We start from the raw sequence: 19,495 nt of genomic DNA, 5'->3' as shown, positions 1-19,495 counted from the left end.
TCGTTCTGATGAGTCTTGTCTGGGGACAGACTGCGGTGTTTCAGTCAGATTCAGAGCTTGTCTTCCTGCTTACGGGTGGTTCTGCTGTCGGGCTTGCGTGTCTTGGCGGGGCAATTATCTCTGGGCTAGTCACACCACGGTCGATTCCTGATGATGAACTCAGCCCCCTCGCAACTCGTCTCCTCGTTGTGTTTGCGAGCATCGGTCTATTTGCTATCCTGCTCATATATGCCCTCGTTTTAATACCTATTTCCGTGTGATTCTGAACTTGTCATATGAGACGATTGGATTGTATATCAGAGGATTCGAGAGAACGGATGACCTGTTCTTATTCAATTCAGGGGAGTCACATTCGTGATCCCGTGCGTGGGGTTGAAGACCACGCTATTGAGGTTTTGTCTCCCTCACCAGTTCGGTTCTCCCTTCCACTTTCACCGTGCTTTCCTGAGAGATTTATATATGGACTGATGTGTATCAAATTAACGTAGGACTCAGCCACAACACGTCCTTGCTCCAGTTCACTCCATTCCTATGTCCAATACATCGTCAACACTCGGCTCGTGCCCGTTCTGTGACTCAGTGATTCCAGCGAGAGCAGCTCTTCTTGAGTATGAGGTTGCGGGTGAACAGCGATTGTTCGCTGAGTGTGACGAGTGCGACGAACCTGTCCAGCCACAGTAGCTGTGGAGTTTGAAGTGAGTTTATGACAACGTTCCGTAACTTTCCCTGAACGGTTTGTACATAGCGGTCGCAGACGTATATATGGCGGATCTCGACACACCTGTTTCGAGTCTCCCTTCCCGACCGCTTGAGATGGAACAAGCACTCGCTCAACTCGAAGACAGCGGACGGTTTGAGGCAATTATTCACAGCGAGAGAACGATAGAAATTGAGAAGCAATTCGTGTATGTGTACGATCTCGTCTTCATCACCGAGGGGAGCGTCTCTGCGGTCGTCTATATCGAAGACGACGAAACGTGGTATCGTGTTTTCAAAGAAGACCGTTCGGATACTGAGTTGACTGACGCCTACGATGCCGCCCGTGAGATTAGAGACGAAGAGTCATTGTTTGAGCGTCACTCTCTGACGATTGAGGAAGCTGTGTTCACTGAGGACACCCCGAGCAAGAAAGAGACATCTGGCTACGAGAAGGGAGACTCGTTTGAGTGCCCTGTCTGCGGTGATACGCACACGGTCAAGTTTGAGGAAGATGAGTTGATGAAAGACCACTCGACCGATGTTTCACAGCTGTATGTTGAGTGTCCTGAAGCACGCAATGACGAACTCATCATAGAGTTCCAGGCAAGGACACCGAGCTGAGAATCACTATCGCTCTATTGCGAGGGTAATAAAGATTGGTTAGACAACATCCAACGCTCGGACCCCCACTCCCACGATACTCGTCGAATGCATCGAAGTCGATGATAATTCCTTTCGGGTCGCAGGTTGTCCCTCCGTGTGCGATACAGACCGTCATGTCGTCCACGGCGTAGACGAGCGTGAACAGTTCTTGAGTTGCTTCGTTGATGAAGAGCGTACCAGAATACGGTTTGTGCCTGGCAGTCATGATCGGCGTGACTGAAGGAATGTGTTCTCAATCCCACGCATCTTTAGCATTGGTGTGGCTTTTTCCTATTTCCTGTGCGAGTCACTGTAGCTCGGTATATGGGTTTTGTTCCCGCTGTTTCCACGTTTGTATGAGTGATTGAAAGATCTCATATGAGTTGACTCCCTTCTGTTTCCGAAGCATCATTGTTTTTCTCCGCATCACCGAATCCCGCAGGATTCTCTCGGCTCTATTATTCGTTGAGTCTACCCCTGGATGGACGACAAAGGTGAGCCAATCACCCAACCCACCTTCGATTGTCTGAAGCGCCTCACAAGCCTTGTTTGACTCTGCTCCCTCCGCAACAAGAGTTTCCAATCGCCTTCGTGCCTCGTGCTGAACAATTATCTGCTGGAGAGGAGATGGGCTGGTTTTGAGAAATCGATTCAATCCGTCGTGTACTTTTTGAAGCTCTTCGTAAAGTAACTGAGCCTCTGCGTCTTCACCGGAGATATTCTCTTTCTCTCGAAGGAGATGTGCCCAACACCGCTGTAATCGTGAGTGATACGCTGAATAGACAGTCCAACCGTCGCAAACGATAATCCCATCAAACTCATCTCCGAGGATTTCTTCCAGTACAACACTACCTCGGCTGTCTCTGAGTGCATAGAGAGTTTCGTTATCAGTTGTGAATCCCCAGAGCCAATAGTCATCTCCGTCTACAGGAAATTGAGTTTCATCGATATATTACATCAGATGTTTGTATCTCTTCACAGACGGATTCATACTCTGACTGTGCGGCTGTAAAAAGATAGTCGCAAATATGTTGTACTGATACTGGTGATATATCGAAGTTGTATAACTGGTTGAATACATTCGACACATCTCTGTATGAGAGTCGATATTCGTAGTAGAACAGAACAGCTTGGGCGATAGCATTCGTTCCAAACCCACTTACAGACGAACAGTAAGGGTGCTCTCCTTGGTTTTTCGTTCCACAGGAGGTATACTTGTACCCATACCGCGTATACTCAATTGTACCAGTAATAGAAGGCATATCTCTCACACGAGTAGATGAATAGTAGGAATTATCCAACTGATGTCCACACTCACTACACTCGCTTCTTGTAACCGCGATTGGCTGATCTACCAGGAAAGGTTCTAATTGGTCGTACTCCAATTCTGTCTCTGATTTTGTGGTCCTCTCGACAGCCAGCTTATTCACTTTGGCTTTTGTTACGGTATCATTGAGCCATGCTGGTCCATCGTCAGGAGTCTCTTCTTCCCACGCCCAAGCTTCATATATGTGTATATCAATGGTTCCGTGTTCTCGAAGGCGTATCCGCTCCGAAGCCGCGATAGCGTCTTCTTCACCCTCCGCTGGGTCAAGTCTCCGAGCGGCTTTCAACGCTGCCTGACGTGGAGCCTTCCCAGTGAATACGCTGGTTTCCTCTCCGTTCTCCCTAAGTGCGAATCGGCGTCTGTCGTCGACCATAGTCCACCGTCGTACCACAAGCTGAAGAAACTCCAATCTACCCCTCCCATCACAACACGTAGATTGGTTCCCTGCTACGCTCGGAGCCACCCATGACGAATCATATTAATCATACAACCCGTCTGCGTATAAAATCGCCTCTAACTGACGTTTTCTCCTCTCAGCCTTCGGAGCTATCCTAACGAGTTTATCAGAGGTTGCCGAACTGGTCAGAGAAGTCCTCGGCAAGCTTTCCAGACAGCTCTTCCGCTAACTCCTCGGGTGCTTTAATTGCGTACACAAAGTCAAAATAGTGTCCTGAAGCCGAGTCTCAAACTCGTCTGTGCGGGCTGAAATGAATTTGATGTGCTCGTACGCCTCTGTTATGTCGTCGGCTATGTCATCAATTAATCTGATATGTTGTTTCAGCACGATTCCAGGTGATACGGATTCGATTTTCCCAATCCGCTCGAACACGCTTGAGTCGTGGTCAATGCGGATAATCGTCGTAGCGGACTCCTGCTTGTGTAAGCCGTAGTCGTCGTAGTCTATTTTGATCTCGATCACGGGTCGTGCTCCCCAGCGGGAGTGTTTGAATTTCTGTCAGTCATTGTTGTTTGGGTTTGTGGAAGGGGTTGATTCGACGGTCGATACAGGGAGATAATTCACTCATCAGCTGATGTGAGGCGGGAGATGGGGGAAGCCGTATGTCTTTATTTCGGCGTTTTGAGCAAGGAAAGTTCGCCCTTCTTGCGTGAGTCCGTGGGGGTCAGTCGGTAATAATTCAACATAGACTGCTCGCACAACAGCATCGCCACGCTGTACGTACTCGTAGCGAGAATTGAAGTCGTATGCTGTCAAATTCGAGTAGCGGTTCTCAGCGACGTTTTGTTTTTGATAATAACCTCATCGCACCTTTCTGAGAGCATTGGGTGACAACGACCTCTAATTCTTGTACTTTATCGGGTAAAATATCATATTTCTGATACACAAGTTTTAGAGACTCAATCAGATCCTAAATTGATTATCCGTTACCACACTCGGTCGGTAGACGGCGTATCGGATACTGACAGTCGTTGTGGCTACTGGAATGGGACGGAACGAAACAGCTCAGTGCGGTTGTATAGCTCTGCTTTGAGTGACATGTCCCTAATGACTGCGGTTATGACTCGAAAGAATGCTTGACGGGAACGGGACGGAAGTGATAGCTTTTCAAAACGAAAGCGAGGATCAAGACACTCAGATGAATTCTCTGAGTCAACATTCACTCCAATTGTATTTGATTTGACTCCATTCGACTCATATCGACGTTAGTCACTTCAAAGCGTGCCCCGCCTTCGGAACTTTCTGTGATGGATATCTCCCACCCGTGGGCTTCGGCGACCCGTTTGACGATTGAGAGTCCAAATCCAGTGCCCTGCTCGGTCGTCGTATAGCCCGCATCAAATATATCGTCTTGCTTACTCTCAGGGATTCCGGTTCCGTCGTCTGCAACATAGAACCCGTCCGCAAGCTCACCAACAGTGATTGTCACATTCTCACTCTTATCGCCATTATAATCATCCTGAGTCCGTGCATGCTCGATTGCATTCCGCATCAGATTCTCAAATAACTGTGCAAGGCGATTTAGATCTGCTTTGATTGTAACAGTCTGGGTGGCACTAATATCGAGATGGATTGTTGCATCGGTCGTCTCAACATTCTGCCAACAGTTCTGAGACAACTCAGCGAGATGCACTGATTCGACACTCCCAATTTGCTCACCTGCACGGGCTAACGTGAGAAGATCTTCTATTAGTTCGTCCATCCGAGTCAATCTTGTCGATTCTGCCACTCTCACAGTCCTCACGAAGAAGCCCCAAGTTCCCCTGTGCAACAGAGAGTGGATTCCGCAAATCGTGGCTCACAACGCTTGCAAACTCATCCAGTTGTTTGTTCTGTCGTTGGAGCTCTCGTCTGTCCTCAACATACTGTGTGATATCTTGTGCCACCGCCATCACATATCTGATTTCTGTTCCATCGCCGTCCACAGGTGTTACCTGAACTCGGTATCGCTCACCGTCGTATTCCTGTTCGGCAGTCACGGTCTCCCCGTTGAACGCCCGTTCGTAGTGGTTACATGCTTCATCTGCAAGTTCATCGGGGAACACGTCGTGTGGGCTGTGACCCTCAATATCCGCAGGCGACAAATCAGATCGCTCCAAGGCTTCACCACGGGCACGAATATACTCGAGACTATCGTCAATTAGATACACCGCTCCATCTGGAAAGTTCTCTGCCAGCGTCTGATATTGCTGTTTCAGCTTTACCAGTTCTTGTTTTTGAGCTTGAATATCAGTGATATCACAAACTGCCCCTCGAATTTTGGTGATATCATCGCCATCGTCATCATATATAGCCTCACCAGTCATAGATACCCACTTTTGTTCGTCCTCAGCGGTCATCAGTCGGACGTCAAGTTCGCATGCTTTACCCTGTGTGCGACACTTCTCAACCGCTTGCTGAATTGTCGCCTGATCATCAGGATGATACAACTCCATTACAGTCTCAATTGATGGCTCGAACTCCCCAGCGGGGTCAAGATCGTGGATTGCGTATGCTCCCTGCGTCCAAGATACCTCGCCAGTTTCAACGTCAGCCTCCCACCCGCCGACAGTAGCCAATTGTTCGGTGTGTCGTAGCAGGTCGCGGTTCCGCTCAAGAGTTTCCTCACGGTCTCTTCGGTCAGTAATGTCTGTGTAGATAGCAAACCCGCCTGCCCCGTCGTCGTAGACGGCGTTTTGAATAAGGAATTTACGCAGACCATCGGCGGTCTCACGGATAACCTCTCTTGATTCGAGACGACCACCTGATCGGACATGTTGATTAATCGCTTCGGCTTCATCGATTCGGTCATCAGGGACGATGTGAGTGTCAAGGGAGTCACCAACGATGCTCTCACTTTCGTACCCAAACACACCCTCGAAAGCCGAATTCACTTGAGTGACGATTGGCTCACTGTTTTTATATTGCACTTCCACAATAGGTTGTGAGAGGCGGTCGAAAAGGGTGCGAAATCGCTGTTGTTCTTTCTGAACTCGTCGTTGAGCTTGTGATTGTTCGACAGCGTTCGTGATTCGATGAGCTAACAGTTCGTACTGCTCAGTTCCAGACGATTTCTGTAGATAATCAGTCACTCCAGCAGAGATGGCTTCACTGGCGACTTTTTCCGAGCCTTTGCCAGTAAACAGGATGAACGGTAGCTCAGGATAGTTGTCACGCACACTCTTGAGAAACTCAATCCCATCCTGAATGGGCATATCGTAGTCAGAAATCACGCAATCAAACGTCGAATGAGCAAGGTGAGTGAGCCCATCGCTTGCACTTGCGACGGTCTCGGTATCGAATCGGTCATTTTCCCGTTCAAGAAATGTCGTCGCCATCTCAGCGAACTCTAAGTCGTCATCAGCGTGGAGGACACGGATTGTGTCCGTGCGTTCCTCTCGCGGAGTCATGTCTCCGATTTTTTATTTCGAGCATAAGAATCCTTAGTGTAAATCTAATCATAGTGACTATTGATTTGAAGCCGTGTGTACATAATTCGTATTGTCTCGATTCGGACTACACCGGTGGGAGAAATGTGCTTATGTCTCAAATCTCTCCTCACTGAGATACCTCATAAGACTGTGCTGGTCTCAGAATATCTGTATAACAACGAATTGAGACTGTTGTACTTTATCAGTAGAGTCTCGCTCCCCTAATACACAAATATTAATAAACCAATTAGACCCTGAATTCATTAGCCTACAACTACCTTCACACGCCAATCCAACACGCCTCACTCTTCGACAGGACGCAACTGAATTAAGTGTCACAATTGAGTAGATAGAAATTATAATGCAATTCTGTGACGAGTGCGGTTCTATGATGAAGAAGGTGGATGGCGTGATGGTGTGTTCGAGTTGTGGTTACGAAGCGGAGCAAGAGGGCGGTGTTGAGGAGTTTATCAGCACGACTGAACAGACTGGTGACGAACTAATTGAGACTTCTGAAGATGCGAATTTCGAGGGCAAACCTACTGCCAAGGACGTGACCTGCGACGACTGTGGGAACGGTAAAGCGTGGTACACAATCAAGCAGACGGGTTCAGCTGACGAACCACCTACTCGATTCTTTAAGTGTACTGAGTGCGGGAATCGGTGGCGAGAGTATAATTAACGCTCTGTTTATATTTCTCAAAACATACGTTTGAATCTTCAAACTGACACAGGAGGGGATCGTATTTGATACGAATTACTTACACTTATACGGTTCTCGCATTTAAAGAATCGAGTTGACGGTTCATCAGCCGATCCTGTCTGTTTGATTGTGTACCGCGCAACGGTATGTTCACACTCGTCACAGATCACATTATTATCAGTGGGCTTTCCCTCAAATTCTGCTCCTTCTTCTGTCTCAATTATATCCTCATCCGTTTGTTTTTGAGTGCTAACGAAATTCCCGATTGCACTATCTTGATCGGTCTGATACCCACAACTCCCACAGACCATTTGCTCATTACGCTTTTTCATCATTGAACCACATTCATCGCAAAATTGCATTTATATCACTCTCAATGATATAACGAGGATGTCTCACTTAGGTCAATCGCCGTGGTGTGTCGGTCGACGGTGATAATATGATTTTGATGAAACCAAATCCAATTATCCATGTAGTCAAATTTCAGTATCACTTAGATAGTTACCACACTTACTGACTGAGTGTCTCATATACTGATACTCCGCTGATACTTGATCATAATTCTGCTGCGTAGACAGATGTTCTGTATATACACTTACAATGTCCAATCAGGTTAATTCTCACTTAGCCGTCCGAGCTGTCACGTTTCGTCAATAGCGAGTGGATATATACTCTGTTTTGACCTGTTGAACCGCACGTTCATTTGTGAGCATACCATTATATCAATTATGACAGATACCGACGTAACGGAGATTCCAATGACAGTTATCAGCGGTCCCCTTGGCGCCGGGAAAACAACGCTTGTTAATCGACTATTAAATAATCCTGGTGAGAGACAGATTGCTGTTATTGTGAATGATATGGGCGAAATTAATATTGATGCAGCGTTGCTTCAAGAGGAGACAGACGAGGGAATCGTTGATCTCTCAAATGGATGTATCTGTTGTCGGCTACAAGACGATCTTGTCACTGAAGCAACACGATTAGCGGATGAACGATCGTTTGATTATCTAGTTATTGAGGCATCAGGAATTAGTGAGCCAATTCCAATCGCAAAGACGCTGACGACTGGGACTGAGAATGGAAGTCTTGATGATCGATTTTGTGTCGACACAACTGTCTCAGTGATTGATACATATGGATTTTGGAAGGCATTTGATGCAGAAGAATCGATTCCTGATGCTGCACCAAATCCAAACCGACCATTATCAGAAGTGTTAATTGATCAAATTGAATTCTGTGATGTCTTATTATTGAATAAGTGCGATATGGTGCCCGACACGGAGCTTGATATGATTGAGGACTCTATTCGAGAACTGCAGCCAAGAGCAGCAATACACCGTACAACATACTCTGAAATTAGCCCTGAGATGGTGCTCGACACTGGGCGATTCGATTTTAATGAAGCACGCCGACAACAGGGCTGGAAGCAAGCGTTGTCCACACACACGGCAGAATCAGGAGACAGCCAAGATAGTAATCACGATGCGAGCGCTGGAGACAATTATGGGCATACTCACGACCATGGAGAGTCAGCAGCCGCTGCACATAATGTTGAATCGTTTGTCTATCGTCAGCAGAAGCCATTTAATCCGGAGCAATTTGATTCCTGGCTGAGTGAATGGAACGGAGATATTATTCGTATGAAAGGGTTCGCATGGATTAGCACCCGTCCTGAGACTGTACTTGGGGTTAGCCAGGCTGGATCAGCAGTCCAGGCTGGACCAATTGGTGAGTGGGGGCAAGACGATCCAGCAACACGACTTGTGATTATCGGGCAACAACTCGATATTACTCAGATTACCGTTGATTTGGACGATTGTGTCGCTGATGATCCAAATAAACACTCACAAAAGTCACAAGATGATCCATTCCCGCGTGAGTCTTAAGAGTGATTGACAACACAAGACGTCAAACACGTCAAACACTTGTATGCACGTTCCATTTCGAATCTGAAAATCATATTGTCAATAATTTCAGTGATTCGCAAGGTCACTCAGACGATCACAGAACCACGCAATCAGATTATCGTGTTCAGACACCATAGCCAACGTCTTCACGGAGTTCGTCCCATGAGTCATGAAATCCATACGTTGATTCTGATTCTGCTTCCATCGCCATCTGATACGTCTCATCATATGAAAGAAGCTGTGTCCACCCATCGTGATATCGATAGCTGCAGTATTGACACATATATTATATCCGTGTTGGTAGGAATAATAAGTTGTTACGCTGCATAGGTCAACTGCCTCGGGGTCATATCAAAGCCCCGAGATATTTGTCTTGCTTCTTGATCGACTGAGGTTTATTCGAACGAATAGATGCGAATCCGATATAGTGTCATTAGGTAAAATGCGGAAAACAAACGCCAAATAAAAATTTGCTTGATTTCGGATATCGACACTACTCGACTAACTGAGAAAGCTAGACTATGGTTCGAGTAGAACCTTTGTCACGCCCTCTTCGCGATTATCGAATCGCTCATACATTTCAGGGGCTTCCTCAAGTCCAACTCGATGTGAAACAACCCAACTAGGATCAGCACGTCCCTCGATGATCAGGTCACGAAGTTCACGGTTATACTCTTTAACATTACATTGTCCTGTCCCCAGTGCTTGTCCTTTTTCGAACAGAAGACCAAAGTCTATTCCGAGTCGTCCCTGTGCAGCCATCTCACTTGGCGCCCCCGGATCCTCAGGAACATATAGTCCTGGGATACCGAGTTGCCCTGTTGGTTTAACAGTTCTAATGAGATTATTGATAACAACAGCTGGATTCTCACGCGCAGGATCATATGCAGAATCTCCCTCCTTATCTGGGTCAACTGCTTGATACCCGACTGCGTCGACACCCTTGTCAACGCCTCCACCATGAATATCTTTTATTTGCTCAACTGGGTTGCCTTCTTCAAAATTAATTGCAGTCGCATCACAATGCTCTTCAGCGAGTTCAAGCCGACTTGGGACACGATCAACGGTATATATCTCTGCAGCACCCTTGATTTTGGCACTATATGCTGCCATCAATCCAACCGGACCGGCACCATAGATAGCAATGGAGTCACCAGGCTGAATATCTGCGAGTTCGGTACCGTGCCATCCAGTTGGGAAGATGTCTGCTAGGAGCGAGAAAGCATCTTCATGTTCATCGCCATCGGGGAGTTGAAGCGCATTAAAATCGGCATACGGAATTCGAAGCTTCTCAGCCTGTCCTCCCGTATATGGTCCCATTGCGACATAACCATATGCACCACCTGCGAATCCAGGATTAACATTTGTACAGAACCCGGTATATCCTTCTTCGCAGTTCTCACAAAATCCACAAGCTACATTGAATGGAGCGACAACACGATCTCCTTCTTCAAGTCCTGAGACTGCGTCACCAACCTCAGTGACAATTCCCATATTTTCATGACCGAAGACAATACCCGGGTCCGCTGCTGTCCGTCCTTCGTACATATGAAGATCCGAACCACAGATACAGGTTGTTGTAATGTCGATAATGACGTCGTTCGGGTGTTCTATCTCTGGTTCATCTACTGACTCAATTGCAACGTCTTTCTCGCCTTGATATACAACTGCTTCCATTGACATGATTAGATTCCTCCATTGACATATTTGTGCGTGTGAGCGACGGTACGATGCGTTGTTATATTATTTGTATCCAACATGTACATTTAGGAGAATGCATTGAACAGTATTAATCATTTTTATTAATTTATATTATAATTATGCTCGTAGTTAATGTTCACTTTAGCTTCCTTAATTTAGCTTTCACCATGATGATAGCACATCTAACTCGGAGATTCTCTTATTTGATGATCTGAAATGTCATAGACGACTGAGAATCAATGAACGGCGAGTTAAGATAACGTTTTAGTTAATATCTGATTCTGACGTGACTGAATAAAGACACCTCATGCGTGTAAGAAATAATTGATAGACACTCCTCAGAGCTTCTTGAGGAAGGGCGATGAGTCCGTTTTGGACACATCACATACATAAATTACAGCCGGAGCCGAAATAATAAAACCGGTGTCCTGAGTCTAATCACTGTAGTGTCGCAGAGGCATACTGGTTATGATCTCAGCGACCGTTATCAATTGTTGGTACTGTGATTTTCTTCATTCGAAGTTGTAGCGCAACGCGTAGCCAGGCGTTCCAGAGCAAATAAGTGTGGCTTCAGAGAGAAACGGTGTTCAGGATGCCGCTGATTAGTATGTGAGCAGTGATAATTACCGTTTATTGACTCGGTTAAGATATGTTTTCAGCAGTGACGCTGACTGACTAATACGGACCTACCCACCAAGATATAACCGACCAATTTCGTCATTATTGAGCAGTTCTGTACCCGTACCGGTGAATTTAATCTCTCCAGATGCAAGGACAAATCCACGGTCAGCAACTGATAATCCTTTTTGTGCGTTCTGTTCGACAAGCAGTATAGTTGTTCCAAGATTATTGAGTTGTCTGATTCGGTCAAACACATCCTCAATAAACCGTGGCTCAAGTCCGATAGAGGGTTCATCGAGCATCATTATCTCTGGGTCAACCATCAGCGCTCGAGCAAGCTCAAGCAACCGTCGTTGTCCTCCAGAAAGCGTTCCTGCATTTTGATTACGAATATCACCAAGAATCGGAAACTCATCATAGAGTTCCTCAGCACGGCGAGCAGCCTGGCTATCATCATCAAACACATACCCACCCATCAACATATTCTCATGCACGGTCATTTGTGGAAATACACTCGCATCCTGAAGCACATAGCTCATTCCAGCCATTAGATTCTCTTGGGGTGAGCGACCTGTGATGTTATTTTCATTAACTCTGATTGTGCCTGACTTTACATCAGCAAACCCATAGATACTCTTCATGAGTGTTGATTTTCCCGATCCGTTTGGTCCGATCAAACATGCGATCTGTCCATTTTCCACACCGATATTTATATCATGAAGAACGGTTGTGTTACCGTATCCAGCAACCACATCGCGCATTTCTAAAAAGGCTGTCTCGCTCGATTGTGGATCAGAGTGAGTGCTTATATTTGACTCTGCTGGCATAATTACTCCCTCCCAAGATATGCATCAAGTACGCGTTGATTGTTCTGTATTTCATCAGGTGTCCCTTCAGCAATACGTTCGCCATGAGCAAGAACATAGATTCTATCGGCGACTTCCATGACAAAATCCATATTATGTTCGATGAGGAATATCGTCGCTTCTTCATCCTCATTAGCCGCGCGAATATATTCGATGAGATTTTCAAGCATTGAAGGATTGATACCACCGGCTGGCTCATCCATTAATAAAAGATCTGGCTCAGCCATCAACTCCATAATAAACTCAGTGAGCTTTTGTTGACCAAAGCTCAGCTGACCAGCACGAGTCTCAGCCAATCCACCAAGATCAACATATTCAAGTAATTCATCAGAACGCGAAATAAGCGATTCATTAGGGCGTCGGAGAAGCTGTCCAATATCTGTATCGCCCTCTTGTGCTGCCAATAACAGATTCTTACGAACACTCATTGCATCAAAGATGCGCGTCTCCTGAAACATCCGCCCAATTCCAGCCCTAGCAATCTTATATTCAGGCCAACTCGTGACATCTTGATTCTGAAGATAAATCCGACCATCATCAGCACTGAGCGTCCCGGTAATACAATTAAATAAGGTAGACTTCCCGGCTCCATTCGGTCCAATGAGACCAACAATTTCTCCCTCACGCACTTCAATATTGACAGCATCGACAGCAGTGAGTCCACCAAATCGTTTTGTAACATCATCAGTCCGAAGCACCGGCTCACTATCCTGCTGATTCAGTGATGACCGAGCGCTATTTTTTATTACATCACTCATCACTTGCCACCTCTGCGTTATCATTACTATCGGTGGCAGCCATACCACCACGTTCGTAATATTTCATTTCACTTGCATACTCTTTGAGTGTTCCAGTGATTCCATCGGGGAATCCAATGACAGTGCCGATAACAACGAGCCCAAGTAAGACGAGCTGCCAGCCAACAAATGCGGTTTCAACATACTCGATGACGACATGAAGCCCAAATGCACCGATAATCGGTCCGGTAACCGTTCCAGACCCACCAATCAATGCCATTGCAATCAGTTCCACATTCCATGCAGCGTTGTATGCTGTCTGTGGATTGATGAATGTATTAAACAGACTGTATCCTCCGCCGGCAAGTCCGGTAAAGAATGCAGATAATACCCAAGCAGCCGTTTTGTAGTATGTTGTATTGAACCCCATTGCGGTTGCTTTTTTTTCATCATCACGAATCGCATTGAGGACAAACCCAAAGCGGGTATTCGAGAGATAATAAACAAGAGCCGCTTCAGCGACCAATACAGTGAAAAAGAAGTAATAAAAAACAGTCCCGGACGGTGTTTGAAGTAAGATCTTTCCACTTGCACCACCAGTGATATCAAGAATTCGTGATACCTGTTGCGTCGCCAAGAGCACGCCCAATGTTGCAATAGCAAAGTAATGCCCTCGAAGACGAAGAACAGCAGCACCAATAAGCACAGCAGACCCAACAGCAACTCCTGCAGCAGCCATCATCGCAATGGGAAGTATAATGCTGAAATCCTTTGTGAGAATAGCTGTTGTATACGCTCCAATTCCGAAGAACGCCATATTACCGAAACTTGGGTAACCTGTCTGTCCACCAATAATGTCCCAGGACAATGCCAAGATTGCAAACAGGAACATCTCAGAGATAACGGTCATATAATAGCCTTGGTTGAGTCCCAGAATCGGTGGTAACGCTCCGATAACAGTGCCAATTACTAACAGCGTCCACGCATGGTCATCACAAAAGCTGAAAAGTTGATCAATAAGACCGGGTGAAATAAGCGAGCGGAACAATCCACTCTCATCAGATTCACTTGCACTCATTATGCGGTCTCCTCACCGAATAATCCGGTTGGTTTCACAATGAGTAGCACAATGAGCAGACTGAAACTCACAGCAAGCGTCCATTGAGAAGAGACAAGTCCAGCGGTGAGTTCCTCAACCGTCCCGAGCATCAGACCGCCGATAAATACACCGGGAATCGAACCGACGCCGCCAAAGACAACGATGACAAAGCTCTTGAGTGTGTATATAAGCCCCATTTGTGGTTGAATGTTCAAGATTGTCGCAATGAATGCGCCAGCACCGCTAGCAATAGCCGAGGAGATCCCGAACGTCACTGCACGTGTATGCTCAACATCGATACCAACGAGTGCTGCTGCCTCAGGATTTTGTGATACAGCACGGATTGCACGACCAGTTCGCGTCCGCTGAAGAAATACGTATAACGCGACGGTTAGTCCGATTGCACCAATAAATGATATGAGTTTCATCTTTGGAATAACGATTCCGGCAACACTCAGCGATGGGTCGGTGAACAGTATCTGAATCGCTCGGGGATTTGCCGACCATGCTTGGATGGCGAGCTGTTGAATCGCAATGCTAATACCAAATGTAACTAACAGCGTGAGAAAAATGTCTGTTCCAATGACACGCGCGACAAGAATACGCTGAAGCGCATAGCCAATAACAAAGACAATTCCAATAACAAGGGGGATGGTTACTAAAAACAATGTTACTGATCCTTCAGCATCACCAGTGAGGAAATTCAAGATCCAGTATGAACTGTATCCACCAAGCATCACCATCTCCCCATGTGCAAGATTGATAATATCAACAACTCCCCAAATAAGCGCGAATCCAACAGCAACCGCAGTGAACAACGCACCGACGAGAAGTCCATTGACCACAAACTGCGTTATTGCCATCAATTTAGCGCTCGTTCCAATCAGGCATTGGATAGGTTGGTGAGGACTGTGCAACGTTTTCAGGGTACGTGATCTGTAATCCTGGCTCTGGTTGCCACTGATAGATAAGCATATTCTTATCAATTACACCGGTGTCATCGAATGCAACGGTGCCATATACTGTTGAAAACTCAGCCTGACGGATTTGATCTCGGACTGAGGTTGGGTTTATTTCGTCGACATTTTGGAATGCATTAACAAAGGTTATAATTACGGCTTCACCAGCGGCGCTGTGGTAATCAGGAGCGTACTCATAGTTACTCTCGATTGCGGAAACAAAGTCTCCTGTCGCGCCGTAAACCGGATCCTCAAAATCAGCGTTTATTGCCCAGGAGGAGGGACCATACATATAGTTTCCATTTGCACCGACCTCGTCTTTGAATGAATCATTAAGACTACCAACAGTCCCCATTGCAGCATCAACGTTTAGCCCTTGAGTTTCCATTTGGCTAGCGAGAATGATATTGTGTTTTTGATGTGCACAAAGAAGTAAGATATCGGCATCATTACTTTTTACTCGGCTCAGATTTGTCGAGAGATCGGATGTGCCTGTTGGGAATGTCTGGTCAACGACCAACTCCAGATCAGTGTTTGCGATTTTATTTCGTGCGCCCTCTGCTGTGGATTGACTGAATGTGTCATCCTCCGCAAGGATTGCGATGGACTCTGGTGTTGGATCCTGTGCGAGACACATGTCCATGTAGCTTTTTGCGTACTTATTTGCTGTCGGCAGAAGACCAAAGATCCATTCGTTCCCTTGAGCAAAGATTTCTGGGCTTGCACCACCGCCCTCAACCATTGGCTTTTGATTTTGTGCGGCAACTGCACTCGCTGGAAGTGTCACTGTGCTTGAATATGGACCCAAGAGATAATCCACATTTTCACGATCAATAAGTTCCTGATAGATACTTTTTGAGGTCGACGCGTCAGTCCCATCATCTCGGAGGATCATCTCCAGTTCATAGGTATTTCCATCGCCAGCCTCGATACCACCATTATCATTGATCCGCTGGATTGTCAGTTCATAGGCGTCCTTGTATAGTTTCCCAAGATCAGCGTTCTCGCCAGTCAGACTCATTGAACCACCAAGGGTAATGGTCTCGACTCCGTCGGAACTTCCGGTTGTTCCACCATTGGCAGTTGTGTCTCCGCCATCATCGGCATTGGTACTCGTTCCATCACCACCACCACCGCCACCAGCGCATCCAGCAAGTCCGGTAAGTCCAACTGCACCTGTACTTCCTGCTATCTTGAGGAATGTCCGCCGATTGGTATTTTCTGTCATAAATCAAATGGTCTACCCAGTCAATACGAGACCTATAATAGGTAAATCTATAACGGTTATAAATGTTGATAATTGATGATAAGGGTACTCTGAAAGTATCTCCACTGATATCTCCGTCTGCATCTTCAATTCAGGATCGTAGGAGGTAGAATTATGATGGATTATCTCGTTAAATATATTATATGGACGAAAGCGAGTACGAACATCTCACTACATCATTAACACCGCATGAGTCCACTGGGGGAGTGACAACGTATCGGAACACTGTTAGTATTTCCTGTCCAGCATGTGGTGATCCATTCGATGACTTGGTAATCTGTGAGGACGACTATAATAGTCTTGAGCTTACTATGTTACTTGATCTATGCATCACAACACACGATGACGAAGTGCTATTATTTACACATAAACACTGATACACAAGTAGGAGATATTGATCCGATATTATCAATAATAATATATGTAGACAGTATCACTTTATCGTTATTTATTAACTGCAATTAAGCGACATTTGACGAGGACTAACTGTCAGAAAAATGAAATTTTCTCTGATTTTATTCGTTTGGAGGGAGCCCTTCATCATCAATAATATCTCCAGCGTCATCAATCGTGACCACGCCGCGGTTATTAATCGCATATGGGTCAATTCCCTGCTCCTCGAGGAATTGCTTATACAGTCGCTCAGCAGTCTCAGCATCTTTCTGTCTCTCTGAGGCGCGGTCACAGAGTCCGATAAGATCCTCTGGGACAGCATTCTCATGCACAATCCAGTGGTTGATCAGATCTGAGAGTCGCCGAATTGGCGATGTAAAATGTCCATAAATGTCAAAATTTAATGCATAATGACCACCAAAGGGATCGTTCATATACTTTGCCCGGGGCATTACCTTGAGCACTGCTCGTTGAATCTTATCAAGCGCACGAGGTTTTGAATTCTCAAGTGCACTATTCACTGCCTTTCGTGGTTCATCCCATGCGGTTGATGAAATCTCAACCCCATCAAGTTCTGTAATTTCGCGAAGAGCTTCATCCCATTGCGTCGGCGTTGGTTGTGGGTGGACACGATACATTGCTTCAACGCCTCGATTCCACATTAATTCATGTGTAACCGCTTTATTGGCTTTTAACATGCATTCTTCGATTATCGTGTGTGCGCGATCCCGACTTGGATTTAATACCAATGATCCGTCTGCTTTACGTTGTTCATGTAATTGATCAGCAAGCTCATATGCGAGTTTATTTTCAGCATGTAACTCAGCGTTAGAGTCCTCAAGATGGGTTTCACACTCGGTATAAGTTAATCGAGCATCAGAATGTATAACTGACTTATAAATATCAAGTTCTTCAAATGAAAGTGTTTCTTTTGAAATTTCCATCTCAACAGTATGTGCCAGTCGATCTTTTTCTGGGACAAGTGAGCACACTGTCTCTGCCAGCACCGGTGGGAGCATATGAATCGTGTACGCTGGTAGATACACTGTATTTCCTCGTTCAACAGCCTCAGTCCACATCTCAGAGTCCGGATGGACATAATGACTGACATCAGCAATGTGAACCCATAGGGTGTAGGTTTCATCATTCTCGCGGATGCTGAGTGCATCATCAAAATCTTGTGCATCAACAGGATCCGTTGTCCACGTCGTCAACTCACGAAGATCTGTTCGTGAGTCAAGTTCATCCTGTATTTCTTCATTGACGTCCTCAGTCCGCGCTTTTGCTTCCTGACGAACAGCAGGTGGAAACGCATCACGAATGCCGAACTCCTCAAAGAGCTCCTCTCGTTTCTCTTGCAGTCGGCGGGCAAGGTCGACAGAGATCTCGACAGGACCCTGCCCAGCGGCTGTCCCTGCCTCCGACTGTGATTGTTGTGCATTATTGGACATAATGATAGTATTCGGGACGCACAGATAGTCGTGTCGCACGCGCAGATTCAGTCCCCTTACTCAATTGCAGGGATGATACTCATATATTATCCTGATAGAGTCCAACAGGCTGATCTCGCCCATCTGGGAGCAGAAGATGGAATGACTCTTGATATATTTTCTATAATACCATATTCTTTCTCGGAGCCAATAGAGTGGGTTAGTCGATATTACGACTCAGATTGTGAATTCGAATCAGGAGCAGACTCACTATTGCATCGTTCCTCAATGACTCCAAAATATTGTGTAAAAAACTCGAATTCAGACTCAGACTCGGACTCGGACTCGGACTCGGGCTCTGGTGATATACTTTCCTCAATATCAATCAACATCGACTCAAGTCCATCTCGGGGTTGATGACACAAATCCCGATAACAACCCTTGCATAGATATTCAAACTCTTTTCCATGTCGCTCCCATCGATTGCCTTGTTTATCATATTCACGCGCTTGCTTGCGCTCAACAGATGTTCCACAGGCGACACAAGTAACCGTCGTTTGTTTTTTACTGTTCCGGGAGCCCCACATACCCCTCAGGATGAACCGCCTACACTTATTTTTTAGTTTTAGCAGTCGTTTCACCAGTGGACGATATCGACACATACCAGTGTCGGGTCACTTATTTGCTGGGATGTCTTTCCGCACGACAATGCAAGTCAAATCGAGACATCATCTCCGTACAGATGAAATTGATACACTTACAGCGGAAATTGAACACACTACTGGCGTGGCGCTCGATGCAGATGCATATGAACTCGTTGAACTTGATGGAGTATCGTATAATGTTGTGTTAGCGGATGATAACCTCGATATCGTCAGGTTTGATGATGAGCCATTTCTGACTGTACAGGGAGCGAATCGATATAATCCAACCCGGTCGGTCGTTACGGTCGATGCTGGGGCAATCTCATTTGTGAGTAATGGGGCTGACGTGATGCGACCAGGAATTGTCGACGCTGAGACAGCAATTGATGCCGGTGACTTTGTCTTGATTGTGGAAGAAACTCATAATAAAGTCCTTGCTATCGGTCGGGCACTCGTTGATGGGGATGAGCTGATCGGTGATAGTGGTAAAGTCGTTGAATCAATCCATCATGTCGGCGACGATCTCTACTCATTTAGTGTTTGAGTAGGCGATATTGCCTCGCTATCACGAACAAGAAAGTTGTTACTACCGGATACATCAAATATTATGAAAATCGCTGATTTACAGGC

The 19,495-nt window shown here is 46.0% G+C and carries 22 protein-coding genes and 1 pseudogene; 7 read left to right on the top strand and 16 right to left on the bottom strand.

The window, feature by feature from the left end; all coding sequences use genetic code 11:
- Positions 1-8 precede the first annotated feature (8 nt).
- The 3 genes from HQRW_RS12260 to HQRW_RS12255 all read left to right on the top strand — a co-directional run bounded on the left by HQRW_RS12260 (position 9) and on the right by HQRW_RS12255 (position 1,320).
- On the top strand, positions 9-260 hold the full coding sequence (locus tag HQRW_RS12260) for a hypothetical protein (RefSeq protein ID WP_149031561.1): 252 nt from the start codon (positions 9-11) through the stop codon (positions 258-260).
- A 271-nt stretch (positions 261-531) separates the two neighbouring features.
- On the top strand, positions 532-681 hold the full coding sequence (locus HQRW_RS17180) for a DUF7837 family putative zinc-binding protein (RefSeq protein WP_014556841.1): 150 nt from the start codon (positions 532-534) through the stop codon (positions 679-681).
- An 81-nt stretch (positions 682-762) separates the two neighbouring features.
- Positions 763-1,320, top strand: a complete 558-nt coding sequence (locus HQRW_RS12255; protein WP_014556840.1) for a hypothetical protein — start codon at positions 763-765, stop codon at positions 1,318-1,320.
- Positions 1,321-1,648: 328 nt separating this feature from the next.
- On the opposite strand, the gene HQRW_RS12250 is transcribed toward HQRW_RS12255, so the two are convergent.
- The 6 genes and pseudogenes from HQRW_RS12250 to HQRW_RS12235 form a co-directional block, all read right to left on the bottom strand.
- Positions 1,649-2,290, bottom strand: coding sequence for an IS66 family transposase (locus HQRW_RS12250; protein ID WP_077260089.1), 642 nt, complete (start codon positions 2,288-2,290; stop codon positions 1,649-1,651).
- A 460-nt stretch (positions 2,291-2,750) separates the two neighbouring features.
- Positions 2,751-3,041, bottom strand: a pseudogene (locus tag HQRW_RS16585) (non-histone chromosomal MC1 family protein); the annotation flags it as partial.
- 249 nt (positions 3,042-3,290) lie between these two features.
- Positions 3,291-3,587 carry a hypothetical protein gene (locus HQRW_RS12240; RefSeq protein WP_049892119.1) on the bottom strand — a complete coding sequence of 99 codons (297 nt, stop codon included), beginning with the start codon at positions 3,585-3,587 and terminating at the stop codon, positions 3,291-3,293.
- Between the two features lie 105 nt (positions 3,588-3,692).
- Positions 3,693-3,881 carry a hypothetical protein gene (locus HQRW_RS15680; protein WP_149031560.1) on the bottom strand — a complete coding sequence of 63 codons (189 nt, stop codon included), beginning with the start codon at positions 3,879-3,881 and terminating at the stop codon, positions 3,693-3,695.
- Positions 3,882-4,284: 403 nt separating this feature from the next.
- A complete protein-coding gene (locus HQRW_RS16580) occupies positions 4,285-4,827 on the bottom strand; it encodes a sensor histidine kinase (RefSeq protein ID WP_231852349.1) in 543 nt (180 codons plus the stop codon).
- Positions 4,781-6,514: a PAS domain S-box protein gene (locus tag HQRW_RS12235; protein WP_231852348.1), complete on the bottom strand. Its 1,734-nt coding sequence runs from the start codon at positions 6,512-6,514 to the stop codon at positions 4,781-4,783. The genes HQRW_RS16580 and HQRW_RS12235 overlap by 47 nt, the downstream gene beginning before the upstream one ends.
- Positions 6,515-6,896: 382 nt before the next feature.
- Between HQRW_RS12235 and HQRW_RS12230 the strand changes: the two genes are divergently transcribed.
- Positions 6,897-7,217 carry a transcription factor S gene (locus HQRW_RS12230; RefSeq protein WP_014556836.1) on the top strand — a complete coding sequence of 107 codons (321 nt, stop codon included), beginning with the start codon at positions 6,897-6,899 and terminating at the stop codon, positions 7,215-7,217.
- A gap of 38 nt (positions 7,218-7,255) precedes the next feature.
- Here HQRW_RS12230 and HQRW_RS12225 read toward each other — a convergent pair whose 3' ends face one another.
- The gene (locus tag HQRW_RS12225) at positions 7,256-7,600 is read right to left on the bottom strand and encodes an RPA12/RPB9/RPC11 RNA polymerase family protein (RefSeq protein ID WP_049892116.1); all 345 of its coding nucleotides are present in this window, start codon (positions 7,598-7,600) and stop codon (positions 7,256-7,258) included.
- Positions 7,601-7,966: 366 nt separating this feature from the next.
- Here HQRW_RS12225 and HQRW_RS12220 point away from each other — a divergent pair, with 366 nt between their 5' ends.
- Positions 7,967-9,127 (top strand): CobW family GTP-binding protein, encoded by a 1,161-nt coding sequence (locus HQRW_RS12220; protein ID WP_014556835.1) that lies wholly within the window; start codon positions 7,967-7,969, stop codon positions 9,125-9,127.
- A 145-nt stretch (positions 9,128-9,272) separates the two neighbouring features.
- Here HQRW_RS12220 and HQRW_RS16160 read toward each other — a convergent pair whose 3' ends face one another.
- From HQRW_RS16160 to HQRW_RS12190, 7 genes are all read right to left on the bottom strand, one after another.
- On the bottom strand, positions 9,273-9,431 hold the full coding sequence (locus HQRW_RS16160; protein ID WP_011572393.1) for a hypothetical protein: 159 nt from the start codon (positions 9,429-9,431) through the stop codon (positions 9,273-9,275).
- Between the two features lie 236 nt (positions 9,432-9,667).
- Positions 9,668-10,825, bottom strand: coding sequence for an alcohol dehydrogenase catalytic domain-containing protein (locus HQRW_RS12215; RefSeq protein WP_049892114.1), 1,158 nt, complete (start codon positions 10,823-10,825; stop codon positions 9,668-9,670).
- Positions 10,826-11,535: 710 nt separating this feature from the next.
- Positions 11,536-12,297: an ABC transporter ATP-binding protein gene (locus tag HQRW_RS12210; RefSeq protein WP_014556833.1), complete on the bottom strand. Its 762-nt coding sequence runs from the start codon at positions 12,295-12,297 to the stop codon at positions 11,536-11,538.
- A 2-nt stretch (positions 12,298-12,299) separates the two neighbouring features.
- Positions 12,300-13,094 (bottom strand): ABC transporter ATP-binding protein, encoded by a 795-nt coding sequence (locus HQRW_RS12205; RefSeq protein ID WP_014556832.1) that lies wholly within the window; start codon positions 13,092-13,094, stop codon positions 12,300-12,302.
- The gene (locus HQRW_RS12200; protein ID WP_014556831.1) at positions 13,087-14,151 is read right to left on the bottom strand and encodes a branched-chain amino acid ABC transporter permease; all 1,065 of its coding nucleotides are present in this window, start codon (positions 14,149-14,151) and stop codon (positions 13,087-13,089) included. The genes HQRW_RS12205 and HQRW_RS12200 overlap by 8 nt, the downstream gene beginning before the upstream one ends.
- The gene (locus HQRW_RS12195) at positions 14,151-15,035 is read right to left on the bottom strand and encodes a branched-chain amino acid ABC transporter permease (protein WP_014556830.1); all 885 of its coding nucleotides are present in this window, start codon (positions 15,033-15,035) and stop codon (positions 14,151-14,153) included. The genes HQRW_RS12200 and HQRW_RS12195 overlap by 1 nt, the downstream gene beginning before the upstream one ends.
- 4 nt (positions 15,036-15,039) lie before the next feature.
- Entirely contained in the window at positions 15,040-16,359 is a 1,320-nt protein-coding gene (locus HQRW_RS12190) for an amino acid ABC transporter substrate-binding protein (RefSeq protein ID WP_014556829.1), read from the bottom strand.
- Positions 16,360-16,541: 182 nt separating this feature from the next.
- Between HQRW_RS12190 and HQRW_RS12185 the strand changes: the two genes are divergently transcribed.
- Positions 16,542-16,775: a DUF7385 family protein gene (locus tag HQRW_RS12185; RefSeq protein ID WP_014556828.1), complete on the top strand. Its 234-nt coding sequence runs from the start codon at positions 16,542-16,544 to the stop codon at positions 16,773-16,775.
- Between the two features lie 138 nt (positions 16,776-16,913).
- Here HQRW_RS12185 and HQRW_RS12180 read toward each other — a convergent pair whose 3' ends face one another.
- Both HQRW_RS12180 and HQRW_RS12175 read right to left on the bottom strand, forming a co-directional pair.
- Complete coding sequence (locus tag HQRW_RS12180) at positions 16,914-18,242, bottom strand: RNB domain-containing ribonuclease (RefSeq protein ID WP_011572385.1); 1,329 nt, start codon at positions 18,240-18,242, stop codon at positions 16,914-16,916.
- Positions 18,243-18,451: 209 nt separating this feature from the next.
- A complete protein-coding gene (locus tag HQRW_RS12175; protein WP_014556827.1) occupies positions 18,452-18,808 on the bottom strand; it encodes a DUF7562 family protein in 357 nt (118 codons plus the stop codon).
- Between the two features lie 121 nt (positions 18,809-18,929).
- Between HQRW_RS12175 and HQRW_RS12170 the strand changes: the two genes are divergently transcribed.
- Positions 18,930-19,409, top strand: a complete 480-nt coding sequence (locus tag HQRW_RS12170) for an RNA-binding protein (RefSeq protein WP_011572383.1) — start codon at positions 18,930-18,932, stop codon at positions 19,407-19,409.
- Positions 19,410-19,495 lie beyond the last annotated feature (86 nt).

Origin of the sequence: Haloquadratum walsbyi C23 (assembly GCF_000237865.1) — an archaeon.
Lineage (GTDB): Archaea > Halobacteriota > Halobacteria > Halobacteriales > Haloferacaceae > Haloquadratum > Haloquadratum walsbyi.
Note: the sequence above shows the minus strand (reverse complement) of the source record. Positions and strands in the feature narration are given on the sequence as shown.

Coding starts and splice junctions, on each gene's coding strand:
- HQRW_RS12220 (WP_014556835.1), top strand. CDS start 7,967: ATGACAGATACCGACGTAACGGAGATTCCAATGACAGTTATCAGCGGT.
- HQRW_RS16580 (WP_231852349.1), bottom strand. CDS start 4,827: ATGGACGAACTAATAGAAGATCTTCTCACGTTAGCCCGTGCAGGTGAG.
- HQRW_RS12210 (WP_014556833.1), bottom strand. CDS start 12,297: ATGCCAGCAGAGTCAAATATAAGCACTCACTCTGATCCACAATCGAGC.
- HQRW_RS12260 (WP_149031561.1), top strand. CDS start 9: ATGAGTCTTGTCTGGGGACAGACTGCGGTGTTTCAGTCAGATTCAGAG.
- HQRW_RS12225 (WP_049892116.1), bottom strand. CDS start 7,600: ATGCAATTTTGCGATGAATGTGGTTCAATGATGAAAAAGCGTAATGAG.
- HQRW_RS12175 (WP_014556827.1), bottom strand. CDS start 18,808: ATGTGGGGCTCCCGGAACAGTAAAAAACAAACGACGGTTACTTGTGTC.
- HQRW_RS12235 (WP_231852348.1), bottom strand. CDS start 6,514: ATGACTCCGCGAGAGGAACGCACGGACACAATCCGTGTCCTCCACGCT.
- HQRW_RS12230 (WP_014556836.1), top strand. CDS start 6,897: ATGCAATTCTGTGACGAGTGCGGTTCTATGATGAAGAAGGTGGATGGC.
- HQRW_RS12255 (WP_014556840.1), top strand. CDS start 763: ATGGCGGATCTCGACACACCTGTTTCGAGTCTCCCTTCCCGACCGCTT.
- HQRW_RS12215 (WP_049892114.1), bottom strand. CDS start 10,825: ATGGAAGCAGTTGTATATCAAGGCGAGAAAGACGTTGCAATTGAGTCA.
- HQRW_RS12180 (WP_011572385.1), bottom strand. CDS start 18,242: ATGTCCAATAATGCACAACAATCACAGTCGGAGGCAGGGACAGCCGCT.
- HQRW_RS12170 (WP_011572383.1), top strand. CDS start 18,930: ATGCAAGTCAAATCGAGACATCATCTCCGTACAGATGAAATTGATACA.
- HQRW_RS12195 (WP_014556830.1), bottom strand. CDS start 15,035: ATGGCAATAACGCAGTTTGTGGTCAATGGACTTCTCGTCGGTGCGTTG.
- HQRW_RS12205 (WP_014556832.1), bottom strand. CDS start 13,094: ATGAGTGATGTAATAAAAAATAGCGCTCGGTCATCACTGAATCAGCAG.
- HQRW_RS16160 (WP_011572393.1), bottom strand. CDS start 9,431: ATGTGTCAATACTGCAGCTATCGATATCACGATGGGTGGACACAGCTT.
- HQRW_RS17180 (WP_014556841.1), top strand. CDS start 532: ATGTCCAATACATCGTCAACACTCGGCTCGTGCCCGTTCTGTGACTCA.
- HQRW_RS12200 (WP_014556831.1), bottom strand. CDS start 14,151: ATGAGTGCAAGTGAATCTGATGAGAGTGGATTGTTCCGCTCGCTTATT.
- HQRW_RS12185 (WP_014556828.1), top strand. CDS start 16,542: ATGGACGAAAGCGAGTACGAACATCTCACTACATCATTAACACCGCAT.
- HQRW_RS12190 (WP_014556829.1), bottom strand. CDS start 16,359: ATGACAGAAAATACCAATCGGCGGACATTCCTCAAGATAGCAGGAAGT.